Raw genomic sequence first — 15,426 nt, forward strand, 5'->3', positions numbered from 1 at the left:
GTGCGTCGCGACGCACCCGACAATGTTTATTGAGTCGGCAATCAAAATCCAACCGTCAATGCACCCATGTTTTCGGGTACCCGTCAAACGGCGAATCCTCGCCCGGTTTCCAGAGGACAATCTCGTCAATGCGTTTCGCCAGTGCAATGTCCAATTGCGTGATGCCTTTCACGCGATGCGTCTGCAGTTTGACGATCACTTGTGCATACCCCAGCGCCAAATCGGGGTGATGATAGGCGGCATCGGCGAGATAGCCGATTGTGTTGGCCAGCATCAATGTGTGTGACCAGCCGGGGGTTTTGTATAGCCGGCGAATCCAACCATCGCGGTATTCCCACTCGGGCATTGATTGCAGCGTCTGTTTGATTTCTTCGTCGGACAATTGAACGTAATCGGGCATGGCCTTTTCCTTTCAGATTCTGGAGCTATCGAATGGCCCCTCCGTTGGCGGCGATGACTTGTCCCGTGATGTAGTCGGCATCGCGCGAAACCAAAAAACGGGCCAGTTTGGCAATATCTTCCGGCGTGCCCCACCGCTGCAGCGGCGTTTCTGCAATTACTCGTGCTTGCCACGTCTCGCTCGCATGATCACCCCAGGCGGTTTGAATCCATCCCGGCGCAATGCAGTTCACGCGGACTTGCGGTGCGACACTGACCGCTAATGAACGGGTGAAACCCATTACCGCATTTTTCGCTGTCGCAAACAACTCTCCACTGTCCCCCTCCATACCTCGGTCCGCCTGATCCCAACCGATATTGAGAATCACGCCGTGACCCACCTCCTGCATACGGCGACCAACCTCTTTGCCAATCAGCACCGCCGATCGCACATCAACGTCCAGCAACCGTTGTAACTTTTCGCCATAGTCCAACGTTGCTCCATCACCCGTCAATAGATCCACACCGGCATTGTTGATCCAGATGTCGATGCCGTTCCAGTGACTCCAAGCTGCGTCGATTAGCCTCTGTGCGGAATCGGGCTCTCCTACATCAGCGGAAAGCAGATGAGCTTCGCCGCCGGACGACTGAATCTCCTCACACACTACAGTTGCCGCCTCCAGTGATTGACGGCAATGCACAATGGTCCGCGCTCCCCCGCGCGCCAACTCCAAAGCAATCGCACGGCCGATGCCTGTCGACGCACCGGTCACGATCGCCCGTAGCGAGGATAAATCCGCGAATTGTTTCCCGTCTGTCATTCCCGCACCGTAAAAAAACGCCTGTTAGTTCCGAATTTGTTCAAACAATCAATCAACATGGAGTGAAATCAAACGAGTCCCCCGAAGGGGTTCGTCATCGTAGCCTAGGGTAAGCGGCAACGCCGCGCCACCCTTGGATAATGGCTTCGTGACGATTGTCCTTGCTCGTCCCCTCGATCGGTCGTCCATCCCACCCCACTCTACATGCGACGCCTTCCCCATGTCCATCGAATCCACTTTCCGCCGGTCTGGTGGCAGGGTTGAACCGCAGTGCGCCTCAGAGTAGAAGTGTGGTAGTGACATCGTGAATTTTTACTCAGAGATCCAAGGAACCCTGCCCATGCCTGCGCTACGCCGGAATTTGCTTCTGACCGGTTGTTTGTTACTTGCCGCTTTTTCCACTCCACATACGATTCGCGCTGACGTCAAGATGCCGGCGCTGTTCAGCGACCATATGGTCTTGCAACAAGGGCAACCGATTCCGATTTGGGGCTGGGCCGATCCCGGCGAACAAGTGCGGGTGACGCTTGGCGGTGACGTTCGCACGGTCACCGCCGATGCGGAGGGCCGGTGGAAGGTCCTGCTCGGCAAACTGAGCGCCGGCGGCCCGCACAAGTTAGAAATTCAGGGGAACAATGCCCTGACGCTCAGCGATGTGCTCATCGGCGAAGTCTGGGTTTGCTCCGGCCAATCGAACATGCAATGGGACGTATCACGTTCGAATGACAGCGACCTAGAAATCGCCTCAGCAAAGTATCCCAACATTCGGCTGATCACCGTTCCCCAAGTCGGCACACAGGAACCACAGGACGACTTCAAGGGCAAATGGGAACTCTGTTCGCCCGAAACGGTTCCCTCGTTCTCCGCCGTTGGTTACTTCTTTGGCCGCCAATTGTACCAGACTTTGGATGTCCCGATCGGGCTGATCGACAACTCGTGGGGCGGTTCCTCCGCCGAAGCTTGGGTCCGCCGGGATCTGCTCGAAGCCGATGCCCAGTATGACCCCCTGATGGAGCGTTGGGAAAAAACCGAATCGACGTACGACCATGACAAAGCTGTCGCCAACTACAAGGAAAAACTCGTTGCATGGAAAACCAAACAAGCAGCCGGTGAAAAAGTTGGTCGTCAACCGCGTGCTCCACGCAATCCGCTGACGAATCAGCATCGCCCGGGCAACCTCTACAACGGCGTGCTCAAACCTGTGATTGGTTACGGAATTCGCGGTGCGATTTGGTACCAGGGCGAATCCAATGCCGGCCGCGCCTATCAATACCGCAACTTGTTTCCGCTCATGATTCAAAACTGGCGCGACGAATGGGGCCAAGGCGATTTCCCCTTCTATTGGGTGCAACTGGCCGACTTCCGCAACGAAGTCCCCGGACCGGCCGATTCCACCTGGGCCGAGTTGCGTGAAGCTCAAACCATGACGATGACCAAATTGCCCAACACGGGCGAAGCGGTGATCCTCAATTTGGGTGAGTCGAGCGACATCCATCCCAAGAACAAACAAGACGTCGCCAAACGTCTCGCCCGCTGGGCGCTGGCTCACGATTACGGCATGGATATCGTCTATCGCAGCCCGATTTACAAATCGATGGAGACAGACGGCAATAAAATCGTACTCACATTTGACCACGTGGGCGGCGGGTTGGACACCTTCGACGTGCCAAAACTGATCGGCTTCACGATTGCTGGAGAAGACCAAAAGTTCGTGCCGGCGACCGCCAAGATCATCGGCAAAAACCAAATCGAGGTGACCAGCGATCAAATCGAAGCCCCCGTAGCAGTCCGCTACGCCTGGGCCGACAACCCCGTCTGCAACGTGCAAAACGTCGAAGGCCTACCGCTCACGCCGTTTCGCACCGACGACTGGAAAGGTGTGACCGCGGATTCGCACTAGCCATTCATCGTTGCATGAAGGCAAATCCCCCCCAACCCCCCGGTTCTGCCGGGGGGTTTTTGTGTTTCAGGTCCAGTAAATCAAAGCAATTCGTTTCGTCTCTGCTAGACAAATTCTGCGATTCCGTGGATCAACACCGTACTCGTTGCATTACAGAAGGTGATTAACCGCCGGAGATCGCACATGTCCCAGCCCGCCACCAGCGAACAACCACCCGTTGACCCGCCCCTGTCGCTACGGTTTCGATTATTTTTGTACGCGTTGCTTCTAGCGTGCATCGGACTGCCGCTTGCCGGTTGGTGGTGGATTCGTTACCGCACGGCGGTTGCGCTGGAACTCCAGGGATTGGGTGGAGACGTCACATTTTATGAAGGACAGACCAACGTATTATTCCAATCGCCTCAACGGATCTCTTTGAATTCCAATAAAATTGACGACGCCTTGGTCAGCCAAATCTCCCGCTACGGAAATTTGCAAGAACTGGACCTCAGGGGAGGTGAACTCTCCGAGGTCGGCATGGCTGATTTAGGGAGGCTGACACAACTCAAGAGGCTTTTCTTGTCCAATATGCAGATCAGCGGCGGTCTGGAACACCTCGAGAACCTCACTGATATCGAGGACTTGATGCTGTACGGGGCGACCATTGGCAATGAGGAACTGAAGACGATCGGACGCCTCACAAATTTGCGTTCCTTGAACTTGGGGCGTACGCAAATCACCGATGCGGGACTGCAGCATCTTTCCGGGTTGACCAAACTGAGAGAACTGTGGTTAGCCGACACCAAGATCAGTGATGCTGGGTTGGCCTTTCTACCAACAACAATGCCGCTCGAACTCTTAGATCTTTCGGGTACCAATATCACCGACGACGGGTTGGCGCAATGGAAGCTGGCTACGGCGCCTCGCTTTTTGGATTTACGAAGGACACAAGTCACCGGCCGCGGATTTGCGTCGATCCCATTTTTGCAAAACGTCTCTAGTTTGGATCTCGGCGAAACACCGCTCGATAATGCTGGTTTAAGTGAAATCGGCCAATTAAAAAACCTCGAAGTTTTGCGTCTTTATAAATGCCCCGTCACTGACGCGGGACTGGAAAATTTGAAATCGTTGTCGTCATTGCAAGACCTGAATCTTTCACAAACCAGCGTCACTGAAGAGTCCGTCCCCTTGTTGAAGTCGGCCTGGAGGCTCAAGTCGATATCACTCAAGGGTTTGGATATCAGCGATGACGCGATCATGGAATTTCAGAGCGCTCAGCCAAACTGCAAAATCAGGCGGTGACGTCGCCACGATAGAATTCCTGCAGTCTCGTGGATCAACACACTCGTTCCTGCACCACGGAAGCCGTTGTATACCGCCGGAGATCGCACATGTCCCAGCCCGCCATCAGCGAACAACCACCCGTTGACCCGCCCCTGTCGCTGCGGTTTCGATTATTTTTGTACGCGTTGCTTCTAGCGTGCATCGGACTGCCGCTCGCCGGTTGGTGGTGGATTCGTTCCCGAGCGGCGGTCATGCAGGAAGTTCAGGCGCTCGGTGGAGAGGTCACATTGTTCGAAGGAAGTACGAGCGTCCTGTTTCAATCGGTGAAAGAGATTCGCTTGAATTCTAAAGAGATTGACGACGAGTTGGTCAGCCGTATTACCAGCTATGGAAATCTGGAAGAATTGCGACTCAGCGGAGGGGAGTTGTCCAAAGATGGCGTGGCCGAGTTGGGGAGTCTGACACAGCTCAGGATGCTTTCCCTGACGAATATGCAAATTCCTGATGGTCTGGAAGACCTTGCCAACCTCACTCAGTTGGAGGATCTCACGCTGGACGGGCCAGCGATTGGTGACGAGGAGCTGAAAACGGTTGGTCGGCTCACGAATTTGCGGGCCTTGTATTTGCATCGCACTCAGATCACCGATGCCGGATTACAGCACCTTTCCGGGCTGTCAAAACTGCAAAGACTGATGATTCGCGACACCGGGATCACTGATACCGGGTTGGCTTTTCTGCCAACAACACTACTTCTCGACTACTTGGATCTTTCCGGTACGAATGTCACTGACGACGGATTGGCACAATGGAAGCTGGCTACGGCGCCTCGTTTTTTAAGTTTACGAAGAACGCAAGTCACGGGCCGTGGATTTGCGTCGATTCCATTTATGCAAAACGACGCTGTTCTGGATCTCGGCGAATCACCGCTCGATAATGCCGGTTTAAGTGAAATCGGCCAATTAACAAACCTCGAAGACTTGCGTCTCTACAAATGCCCCATCACCGACGCGGGACTGGAAAATTTGAAATCGTTGTCGTCGTTGCAAGACCTGAATCTTTCACAAACCAAGGTCACCGAAGAGTCCGTCCCCTTGTTGAAGTCGGCCTGGAGGCTCAAGTCGCTATCCCTCCAAGGTTTGGATTTTAGCGAGGACGCGATCTTGGAAATTGAGCGCGCCCAGCCGAACTGTAAAATCAGGCGCTAGTGCTCTGTCAAATCTAAGATTTGGGGTGCCACTGCTGCCGCATTGCCATTAAGGCGATTACGCGAACCGTGTCTCCTGCCGGTCGCTGATGCTACTCAGGTACAGCATCGCTTTTTCCGGTTCGGGGGCGATTTGGATCAGCCTATTGGTTGCCAACAAGACATCGCGACGGCTGATTTGGCCGATGAGCTTGCCGTCGTGAAGCACGGGGAGTCGGCGATAAGGGGTGGTTAAGAAAACCTGAGCAATACCCAACAGATCCAAATCCGCGGTGATTGTTCTAGCTTTCTTGTCGCTAAAATTGTGCACTGCCGTCGAGGGCAACGGGCCGTGCTCGGTGGGTCCTTCCGCCTCGCTCAGGTCGACTTGTCGGCTTTCGGCAATCAAGGCTTCACGGCGGTCATGAACGATGCCCGAGAGGATGTTCTCGTTCAGCAATACATCGCGGCGACTGATTTGTCCCACCAATTTGCCGTCTTTCAGCACGCACAGCCGACGGTAGGGGGTATCCAGAAAAATCTGCGCACATTCCAGCAGAGTCGTCTGTTCAGAAATCGTGCGGCCCCGATCGGGGTTCTTGAATGCGCCGACTTCGGTGGTCGGCATATTTTCATACGCGGCGTCGACCAGCACGCGCATACTCGTTTTTTCGGAAAACACGCCTAGAAAATTGCGATCAGCATCGATGACCGGAACGCCCGACACGTGGTGTTTGAGCAGATAGGCGATAGCCTCGAAGACATCGGTTCGCGGGTCGAGCGTGACTAGTTTTGTTGCCATGAACTGACTGGCGGTCGGCGGCGTCGCACTGGGGTACCCCCGCTCGCTCGCCAAGCGGGCAATGAGCGTGAGCACACTCATGCAGCATTTTTCACTGAACATACCAAGATACGACCGGTCGCCGCCAACTACAGGTGCGCCGGTAATCTTATGTTTCAGCAACGATTTGATCGACTCAAAAACATCCTGGTCGGGATTCAACGTGACCAGTTTTTCGACCATGATGTCCTGCGCAAGTCGCGGGCTTTCCATGGGGCACCTCTCTCGTGTTCCAGGTGGCAACAGCTTGCAGAGTAAGACGTGAATGACCGGCCGTCAGAAGTGGAAGTGCAAAGCACAAGTATACCACTGTGAGAGAAAAAATACGAATTTGTTTTCTGCTCGGGGTTGTTTCGCTCAGCTGTAAGCGCCTGATAGCATTGAATTTCCGAATAAAACCAAGACAATCAATCCGTGTTGCGACAAAGCCGACAACGGTCGTCGGTTTGTTGGGCAATGGACACGATTTTGACGACAGCCCGATGGGGGCGACGTCTTTTTATTATAGGGAGTGAGCCGTGAAAGTCGGAGTTGTGGGATGTGGGTTTGTAGGAGCTACGGCCGCCTATGCGATGGTCATGGATGGCGTGGGACGTCAAATTGTTTTAGTGGATCTCGATCGCCAACGGGCTGAGGCCGAAGCAAATGACATCATGCATGCCGTCCCGTTTTCGCATCCCATGTCGGTCGTTTCCGGAGAGTACAGCGACTTGGCCGGCTGTCGCGTCGTGGTGATCGCCGCCGGTGTCAGCCAGAAACCGGGTGAAACACGATTGCAACTTCTGGAACGAAACACCGCAGTGTTTGAGAAAGTTGTACCACAAATTGCCCAGCATGCCCCGCAGGCCATATTGCTCGTGGCGACCAACCCCGTGGATGTGATGACACACGTCACGGTCAAGCTCGCAGGACGATGCGGAATCGACGAATCCCGTGTGCTTGGATCGGGAACAACGTTGGATACGGCGCGGTTTCGGACATTGTTGGGAAGACAATGCGGCATCGATGCCAAACACGTGCACGCCTACGTGATCGGCGAACATGGCGACTCAGAAGTCTTGACTTGGTCCTGTGCGACAGTGGGTGGGATGCGACTTAATGAATTTCAAAAGTACCGTGACATCCACATTGGAGTCGCTGAAAAAACGGAAATCGACCAAAAGGTCCGTGGCGCCGCCTATGAAATCATTTCCGGCAAAGGGGCAACGTATTATGGAATCGGCGCTGCCTTGTCACGCATTGTCGATGTGCTCATCCATGATCAACGAGCGATCCTGACGATCAGTGCGCGACTGCACGATGTGTTGGGCCTCTCCGATGTCACCATCAGTTTACCAACGCTTGTCGGAGGACAAGGCGTGATCAGTGCCGTGCCCATTTCGCTCAATGACGAGGAAACGGCCGCATTTCATGCCAGCGCCGCCATCGTCCGCGAGGCAACGGAATCGCTCAATCTCTAACCATTGGTCGAGTCTCTCTTGCCAATAAAATGCAAGACGAGCGCCATCATGCCCGATGCGGCGGCGGCGATTGCTAAGCCGCCATAGACTTTAAAATCGCTCCCCGCATATCCAGCGTAGGTGGGCCCCAACGCGCCGATCCCGAAGCAAGCCATATTGCTGAATCCGTAACCGACACTACGGCGATGGAACGGGACGTACTGCGCGATCAGCGAATTATAAATCGGCTGCGTCATAAAATGCACGAGGCCCAACAGGCAGGCAGCAGCGAACCGCGCCGGACCGGTGGCGACGGCCATCCACAGCAGCGGGCCGATGTTGGCGAACATGATCAGCGCCAATTGAATCTGCAATCGACCGGGCCGGGCAAATTTCCCGGCGATTCCTTGTCCCAACACCCCCATAATGAGCACGACCGCCGCCAGGAAATTACGAAAACTGGCAGGCTCTATAAACGAAGGGCGCAACTCAGCTGAGTTCAAATAGCGCGGTAAAAAATGCATGAATCCCGCATAGATGAATCCAGCCATCGCGCCGCCGGCAACCAAAATCAAATAAGCTCCCCAGCGGCCTTCATCGGCTCCGGTTTCACTGTTTGCAGTGGACGTCACGGGCGGTTGGCGGTGTTCGGTCAATCCAAAGAAGAGATAGGCCGCCAACCCCAAGCCCGGGATGACCAGCAACAAATAATACTGCTGCCAAGTCACTGCACCCGTCCAAAAGACAAGTGCTGCTAAAAACGGAGCACCGGCGATACCGATCGAACCAAAGATGCCATGCCAACCCAGCGCAACGCCGCGAGTCTCCGGCGTCGTTTCCCGCGAAATAAACGCCAAACCGGCTGGGTGATAAATGCTGGCAAAACAACCCATGGCGAACATCAATACGTACAACGTGTCGAATGACGTGCAGGTCCAAACCAACAGCGATGTCGCCGCGCAGCCCAGCAAATAGATCACCAACATCGGCTTGGACCCAAAGCGATCCGCGAGCCAACCGGCAAAGAAGGCCCCCACGCCGAACGGCACGCGCCACACCGTTCCCAGCACACCGGTTTGTTCGCGGGCAACGTCAAAATCGTCGCCAATCATCTGTTCCACGCTGGGCAGCGAGAGTTCAAACACGTGCACGAGCGCATGCGCCATCGAGATGAGTATGACCAGACGAAAGGTTGTGGCGTTCATGATCGGCGGGGATCGCTGTGGGCGGCATTGATGGTGATCGTGCGGGCCTTATTCATAGAAGTGCCAGGCGGGAACATCAAGCCCACCGGTGGGTAGGAACCCGTTTTGGAGCGAATAACTGTCCTGCTTTGCACAGGGACTCACGCTCGGCATAGGTCCCCGTGCACGCACCAATGGGATTTCTCGCCACCGGCCACCGGACACTATCCACTCGCCCACGTCAGTTGCGACCGCTGCTTAGCAGCGGCATAATGAGTTCAACAGCGACTTGAAAAATAACGCCAACGGGAGTGGAACAACGATGGAGACGGTCAAACAGCGGTTACAGCGCGATGCGATGGTCATGGTCTGCGGGATTGGGCGGGTCTGCCATCACAACATTGTGCAGATGCTCGGCATGCAGGGCGGAATCGACGCGATTTGGTTCGATCAGGAACATGCGGGGCTGTCGTTTGAAACATTGGAAATCGGCACCATGGCCGCCCGCGCGCACGGGATGGATAGCTTCGTGCGACTGGCACCAACCGATTATGCCGTAATCACCCGTTGCTACGAAGCGGGCGCCGGCGGCATCATGGCGGCTCAAATCGAGTCCGCTGAACAGGCCGAACAAGTGGTGCAGTGGTCCAAATTCTATCCCCGCGGCCATCGCGGATTGAACGGCGGGGGTTTCGACGGTCGCTTCGGAAATACGCCGGCAGCGGAATTCTGTGAACGCGCCAATCGCGAATTGTTCATCGCCATTCAAATCGAAACTGCAGGCGCCTTGGAGCAGTGCGACGAGATCGCCGCCATTGACGGCGTGGACCTGCTGTTTGTCGGCCCGGCCGATTTGAGTCAAAACCTGGGGATCACCGGACAATTCGATCACCCCCGACTGCAGGAGGGAATCGACCGCGTCGCCGCCGCTTGCAAAAAGCATGGCAAACACTGGGGCATCGTCCCCACCTCACCGGAGTCCGCCGACCGCTGCGTCGAAAACGGCTGCAAAATGCTCGTCCCACTCGCCGACGTAAAGATCCTCAACGCGGGAATTCGCGCGAACAAAGAGGCGTATGGGAAGTATTTTTAATCGTGCTACTACCAGACGCAAAAAGCCGACGACGCATACACGTCGTCGGCCAGTGAACTGTTGTTTGTTCGGACAAAGCTACACCGCCTGCCGCCGTTTGCGACGGTAACCATAACCGACAAGTGCAAGACCGCCGATTCCAAGCAGGGCAAACGTAGACGGTTCAGGGACTGCGTTGGGCGCCGCCGTCGCGATGACGAAGGGATTACCGTATTGATTTCCTGGAAGTGTGCCGGCAACACCGGTGGTGCCGTCTGCTAACGGTATTAAATCGATACCGGAAGCTGGATCTCCTGAGAAATTATTGAAGCCGGCAAACCAAACGATGAAGGTATCTTCGTTTGGAATAACGGTCCCCGCCCGAACAATTCCCATTCCGTTTGCAGGATCGCCCTGCGGCGGCGGAACGAAATAGATCGACGTTGCATCGATGAAAACGTTGACAAACAAGATTTCAAGCGACTGGGTCGCAGTATTGAATTCCACCGGGACCTGGGGGGAAACGCTTGTTTTGGTAGCGGTCAGGTCGAGCGCCTCGATTTCATCCGGTTGCAGTCCGTCGCTGAAATCAGCAGTGTCGAAAACGGTAATCGTCCCCGATAAGTTAAGATCTAATCCGGCAACACCTTCGTAATTCACGAAGTTGTAGACATATCCAGCTTGTGCTGATCCTGCTCCTCCCGCCAATAGCCCGGCGAGTACGACTAGTGCAGAAAACGATCTTCTCATGGTTGCGCCTTTCATGGGATCATCAAAAGAGGTGAAACGCTTGTAATGAAGCTGAAACGATTTGATTCACACTACATTCTGTGTTGTCACTAAACATTCGACTGACCGAAATTCAGAGAGGCTTTGCAATCGAATATGTTTCTCGTGACAACGTACTGAAAATACCGCCCAAGGACTTGGCCATCAACTAAAAAGTGCCTAATCTGCACAATTGTCGCAAACTTCATAATTGCCACTTTCGGCGAGGGATAGCCTCTGGGCCTAAGTGTCTACCTAGTAATAGATTGCGATCACAGAGTCCTCGCGTGCGCTGTAATCAGAGCGACTAGCTACTCCGCTCACCCATCACAATCCCGCGTTCAGTCACCTCAAACGGGATGATCGCGTCGTCGCAGGCGCTGCCGCGATGTTTGGCCACGTGTAGTGCGCGGCCCATGCGGTTGGCTTCGCGTGTTTTGCCCATATAGATGATCGTGTTCGCGTTGGCAAACACGTCTCCCGAATCAATCGGCCGCACCAGCATATCGTCCAACATCACGTCGTGCGTTGTGTACAGCAACAAGCAGGCGATTTCCGCATGGTTGTAACGATGCTGGTCGACCTCTGCGGAGTTGGCGCGGAATTGTTCGCGAAATAAATCGCGCGCCACCCAATCGTCCTCTTTGCGCAAAATCTGGTGGTAGACATAATCGAATGTGTCGAACTGAAACGAGTCGCTGGCTTTAACCGTCGGTTCGACGCCGTCGATCACACATCGCCGCACTCCCTGCACAAAGTTGCCGTAGAAAAAACGAATGCACATTTGCAGCTTCTTGAGCAACTCCAGCTTCCAGACCTTCCAGTCATCGAATTCCAAATCGCCGCGCGTTACGCGACGACCGTTGCGGGCAAAGATGTGTAGGTAGTCCCGCCGCGCAGACTCACGGTTCCAAACCTCGCTGGGATGCACTTGATCGCCAGGGGGTTGGAAGGAAAGTTCCCAGTCAAACAGCCGACGGGCATAGTCGTCCTGGTTTTGCGAATCGCCGCGGGTGGTCATGTCGAAAATGATTCCCGGCTCGCCTTCCTGTGCGACGCCCTGATGCGCGAACTGCAAGCCGAGTTGAGTTTTCCCAATCCCGGTGGCGCCGGCAACGACGGTCAACGTTCCAGGAATCAACCCGCCACCCAGGGCCTCGTCGAGTGCAGGAATACCGGTTTGGATGCGGTCTGTAGGCATTTTGAATGATTCGTCGTTTCGGTTCACCATTGCATGCGCTGACCAGTCAGAACGGCAGCGCAAAAATAACGTTCAATCTCTTCATTCATAAGATCTTCAGCGTAAGGTGGCAAGGCGGCGCGAGACGATTTATTGAAGCGCCTTCATGATGTTTCATCAACAGCAGCGGCATTCCCCCATCTTGCTCACTGTAAATGACGCTGCATCTGCTCGTCCGCTAGTGCAAAGTGCGTGACCCAAAAAACAATGCTGGACAAGCCGGCAGTGGTACTTGACTGTCGTATGTTTTTGTTTTTTCAACGGGCTGATAAGATGCTTCTGCGGTTCCTTGAAACGACCACGATTGATGCTGATACCGATGTTGTCGAACGGTTTGGAGAAAACAATGAATCTTGCAGCGCGGAAACAATGGCATTGTTTGGTACTGGCCAGTCTGCTTTTGGGAGTTGGACTCCGCGAGAACTTGGACGCGGCGGACGGATTTTCGGATCCGATCGATGTCTCGTTTACTGCTGAAGGCGACGGAACGACTCAAAAATATGTGTTACTGCTCCCTGACGGGTTTTCAGCGGAACAGTCTTATCCGTTAATGGTCGCGCTGCACGGGCATGGGAGTGATCGTTGGCAATTCGCGACGTCGACAGTCAATGAGTGCCGCGCAGCCCGCGATGTGGCTTTAAAACATGGGATGATTTTCGTCGCACCCGATTACCGAGCCAAAACGTCCTGGATGGGCCCACAAGCTGAGGCCGACATGATACAGATACTCAAAGCGCTCAAAACGAAATACAAAATCGAGAAAACCATATTGGTTGGTGCTTCGATGGGAGGCAGCTCCAGTCTCAGCTTTGCAGCGATGCACCCAGAGCTCATTGATGGAGTCGCAGCCATGAACGGCACGGCCAATCACTTGGAGTACGAAAACTTCCAGGATGCCATACAAGCCTCTTTCGGTGGCTCGAAACGAGAAATTCCCGCAGAATACAAACGGCGGAGTGCCGAGTACTGGCCGGAGCGGCTAACAATGCCGGTGGCGATAACGACCGGGGGTTTAGATAAATCGGTCCCTCCCGACAGTTGTACCCGGTTGGCGATTGTGCTCAAGAAACTAAACGCACACGTTTTGCACATCCATCGCCCCCAGGGAGGCCACAGCACAACCTCCGCAGATGCCGTCAAATCGCTGGATTTTGTTTGCGACCACGTACTGACAGAAGAGAAAACCACAGCGAAATGAGCCCGGAAAACCTATCAAACCGCTGGTGAAAATCGGCATTCCACCGGCGAAAAATACGCGAACCGGGTCGCACCAGACTTCAATTTTCAGCATGTAGACTTCGACGGACCGTGATGCCTCGTATGATGGTCGCGGCTTAGACACCTTGCAGATTCCGCCTCTGCGATTTATACTGCCCCTGATTAGAAAGGTTTGCCATTCGCAATGATGTACCGTGTTTTCGCCATTCTTCTGACATTAGCCGTGCCCTTACAGGGGGTTGCGGTGCCGCATTGTCATGGCGAGAGTGCAGCGGAACAACCGGCCGACCATCATCAAGCACCGCATTTCCACTTTGGACATGGTCATCATCACGATGACTCCACTGCTGCTGACCCAAACGGATCGGAAGCGCCCTCGCCTGCTGAAGAACACGACGACGATGCTGTCTATGTGACTTCGGATCTTACCGTGGGCCTCATGCAAGACCGGGCATTGACCTTGGATGCAAGCTCGCTGGCCCTGACGGTGGCTGACGATTCGCTTGCGATTCAATGTGCCTGTTTTGATTGTTTGGCTGCTCCGCCTGATTATGGTGTTGAGCACATCTTCCTCGCAACAGCTGCGCTCCGGCTGTAAATCAACCACCGCTTCGGCTGCGTGATGGCGATAGAACTCCCGTTCCGTCCCCAATTTCTCACGTCAGCCGCCGCTTGCGTCATGTGGTCTCTTTCCTCGTCTCCAGTTGGTGGCGAGCGGATACATGGTGGTTGGAGGCACTTGTTGTGTTGCGTCTACTTAAGATATTTGCCGTCGTTCTGGTCCTCGGCGGTGTGGTGGCTGGTGGCTATTTCACTCGTGACCGCTGGGTCCCTTGGCTGGTCAAACAGCAAGCGTCCGGTGATCCGTCGGCCGATTCTCCTACGGCGGGAGTGGCATTACCGAACGAGCAAGTCAATCTGTCGCCACAGGCTCAGAAAAATCTACAGCTCCGTTCCAAGCCGCTTCAGCCCACAACCTACTGGAAGACCGTTCAAATTCCCGGCACCGTCGTCGACCGGCCTGGCATCAGTGACCGAGGCGTCGTTGCTCCTGTCTCTGCCGTGGTGACGGCGATTCATCATTATGCGGGAGAGACGCTCGAATCGGGAGCAACGTTGTTCACGCTCCGTCTGGTGGGGGAATCATTCCAGACTTCGCAGACCGAACTCTTCAAGGCCATGAAGGAGAGTGAAATCACTCAAGAGGAGATTAAGCGACTCACCCCGCTATTCGAATCGGGAGCGGTTCCGCGTTCTAAAAACATTGAGTTGAAAAACGAATTGCGACGATTGGCGGTCACCATGCAGGCCTATCGCCAAGACCTACAAATTCGTGGTTTGACATCGGAGCAGATCGACTCGGTCGCGAACGGCACCTTCATCTCAGAGATTAGCGTCGCTGTTCCCGCGGGATTGGCCGTTCATGAAAACAGCCAGAACATCAATTCAGGCATCTTCGAACTGCAAGAACTCAACGTCGAACTCGGCCAGCACGTTCAAGCCGGGCAACGTCTCTGCACGCTCTCACAGCATCAATCTTTGTTCATCGAAGGTCGAGCCTTTCGACGAGAATTGCCGCTTTTGCAGCGGGCGGCGGAAGAGGGGTGGCCGATTCGAGCCGAATTGTTGGAGTCCTCCGAATACGACTGGCAGGCTTCGATTCCTCCCCTCACGATTCATCACATCTCCAACGAACTCAACGACGACAAGCGGACGATTTCATTTTTCCTGTCATTGGAAAACCAGTCCCGGTCGTACCAGCGAGACGGCCAGCGGCTTTTCCTGTGGCGTTTTCGTCCCGGCCAACGTGTGCAAATACACGTTCAGGTCGAACAGCTTGAAAACGTTTTTGTTCTTCCCGCAGCTGCGGTCGTGAAAGAAGGGCCGGAGTTCTATGTGTTTCGCCACAATGGAAACATCTTCGACCGCAAACCGGTTCATGTGTTGCACCAAACACAGGGTGCCGTTGTTATCTCCAACGATGGCAGTGTCCCTTCAGGGATTTATATTGCTCAGACCGGGGCGGTGCAGTTGAACCGTGTCCTCAAATCCCAAAGCGGCTCGGCTCCTTCCGGCGTGCATGTTCACGCCGACGGTTCCGTCCATGCGAACCATTAAG

At 54.6% G+C, this 15,426-nt stretch carries 14 protein-coding genes; 8 read left to right on the forward strand and 6 right to left on the reverse strand.

Annotated elements, in window-relative coordinates; translation table 11 throughout:
• Nucleotides 1-55 precede the first annotated feature (55 nt).
• Both Mal52_RS00705 and Mal52_RS00710 read right to left on the reverse strand, forming a co-directional pair.
• The gene (locus Mal52_RS00705) at nucleotides 56-400 is read right to left on the reverse strand and encodes a 4a-hydroxytetrahydrobiopterin dehydratase (protein ID WP_145373703.1); all 345 of its coding nucleotides are present in this window, start codon (nucleotides 398-400) and stop codon (nucleotides 56-58) included.
• A 25-nt stretch (nucleotides 401-425) separates the two neighbouring features.
• On the reverse strand, nucleotides 426-1,199 hold the full coding sequence (locus tag Mal52_RS00710) for an SDR family NAD(P)-dependent oxidoreductase (protein ID WP_145373704.1): 774 nt from the start codon (nucleotides 1,197-1,199) through the stop codon (nucleotides 426-428).
• A 340-nt stretch (nucleotides 1,200-1,539) separates the two neighbouring features.
• Here Mal52_RS00710 and Mal52_RS00715 point away from each other — a divergent pair, with 340 nt between their 5' ends.
• From Mal52_RS00715 to Mal52_RS00725, 3 genes are all read left to right on the forward strand, one after another.
• Nucleotides 1,540-3,099 (forward strand): sialate O-acetylesterase, encoded by a 1,560-nt coding sequence (locus Mal52_RS00715; RefSeq protein WP_145373705.1) that lies wholly within the window; start codon nucleotides 1,540-1,542, stop codon nucleotides 3,097-3,099.
• A gap of 183 nt (nucleotides 3,100-3,282) precedes the next feature.
• A complete protein-coding gene (locus tag Mal52_RS00720) occupies nucleotides 3,283-4,380 on the forward strand; it encodes a leucine-rich repeat domain-containing protein (protein ID WP_145373706.1) in 1,098 nt (365 codons plus the stop codon).
• 89 nt (nucleotides 4,381-4,469) lie between these two features.
• Entirely contained in the window at nucleotides 4,470-5,567 is a 1,098-nt protein-coding gene (locus Mal52_RS00725) for a leucine-rich repeat domain-containing protein (protein WP_145373707.1), read from the forward strand.
• A gap of 57 nt (nucleotides 5,568-5,624) precedes the next feature.
• Here the strand turns inward: Mal52_RS00725 and Mal52_RS00730 are convergent, their stop codons facing one another.
• A complete protein-coding gene (locus Mal52_RS00730) occupies nucleotides 5,625-6,599 on the reverse strand; it encodes a CBS domain-containing protein (protein ID WP_145373708.1) in 975 nt (324 codons plus the stop codon).
• Between the two features lie 305 nt (nucleotides 6,600-6,904).
• On the opposite strand from Mal52_RS00730, the gene Mal52_RS00735 reads away from it, so the two are divergent.
• A complete protein-coding gene (locus tag Mal52_RS00735; RefSeq protein WP_145373709.1) occupies nucleotides 6,905-7,846 on the forward strand; it encodes an L-lactate dehydrogenase in 942 nt (313 codons plus the stop codon).
• Here the strand turns inward: Mal52_RS00735 and Mal52_RS00740 are convergent.
• Entirely contained in the window at nucleotides 7,843-9,030 is a 1,188-nt protein-coding gene (locus tag Mal52_RS00740; RefSeq protein ID WP_145373710.1) for an MFS transporter, read from the reverse strand. The genes Mal52_RS00735 and Mal52_RS00740 overlap by 4 nt on opposite strands.
• A gap of 301 nt (nucleotides 9,031-9,331) precedes the next feature.
• Here Mal52_RS00740 and Mal52_RS00745 point away from each other — a divergent pair, with 301 nt between their 5' ends.
• Nucleotides 9,332-10,102: an HpcH/HpaI aldolase family protein gene (locus Mal52_RS00745; RefSeq protein ID WP_145373711.1), complete on the forward strand. Its 771-nt coding sequence runs from the start codon at nucleotides 9,332-9,334 to the stop codon at nucleotides 10,100-10,102.
• Nucleotides 10,103-10,180: 78 nt separating this feature from the next.
• On the opposite strand, the gene Mal52_RS00750 is transcribed toward Mal52_RS00745, so the two are convergent.
• Entirely contained in the window at nucleotides 10,181-10,846 is a 666-nt protein-coding gene (locus tag Mal52_RS00750; protein ID WP_145373712.1) for a PEP-CTERM sorting domain-containing protein, read from the reverse strand.
• 310 nt (nucleotides 10,847-11,156) lie between these two features.
• Nucleotides 11,157-12,050: an RAD55 family ATPase gene (locus Mal52_RS00755; protein WP_145373713.1), complete on the reverse strand. Its 894-nt coding sequence runs from the start codon at nucleotides 12,048-12,050 to the stop codon at nucleotides 11,157-11,159.
• A 385-nt stretch (nucleotides 12,051-12,435) separates the two neighbouring features.
• On the opposite strand from Mal52_RS00755, the gene Mal52_RS00760 reads away from it, so the two are divergent.
• The 3 genes from Mal52_RS00760 (at nucleotide 12,436) to Mal52_RS00770 (ending at nucleotide 15,425) form a co-directional block, all read left to right on the forward strand.
• The gene (locus Mal52_RS00760; RefSeq protein ID WP_145380486.1) at nucleotides 12,436-13,287 is read left to right on the forward strand and encodes a carboxylesterase family protein; all 852 of its coding nucleotides are present in this window, start codon (nucleotides 12,436-12,438) and stop codon (nucleotides 13,285-13,287) included.
• 204 nt (nucleotides 13,288-13,491) lie between these two features.
• The gene (locus Mal52_RS00765) at nucleotides 13,492-13,905 is read left to right on the forward strand and encodes a hypothetical protein (protein ID WP_145373714.1); all 414 of its coding nucleotides are present in this window, start codon (nucleotides 13,492-13,494) and stop codon (nucleotides 13,903-13,905) included.
• Nucleotides 13,906-14,051: 146 nt separating this feature from the next.
• Nucleotides 14,052-15,425, forward strand: a complete 1,374-nt coding sequence (locus Mal52_RS00770; RefSeq protein WP_197534577.1) for an efflux RND transporter periplasmic adaptor subunit — start codon at nucleotides 14,052-14,054, stop codon at nucleotides 15,423-15,425.
• Nucleotide 15,426: the final 1 nt, after the last annotated feature.

Origin of the sequence: Symmachiella dynata, assembly GCF_007747995.1 — a bacterium.
Classification (GTDB): domain Bacteria; phylum Planctomycetota; class Planctomycetia; order Planctomycetales; family Planctomycetaceae; genus Symmachiella; species Symmachiella dynata.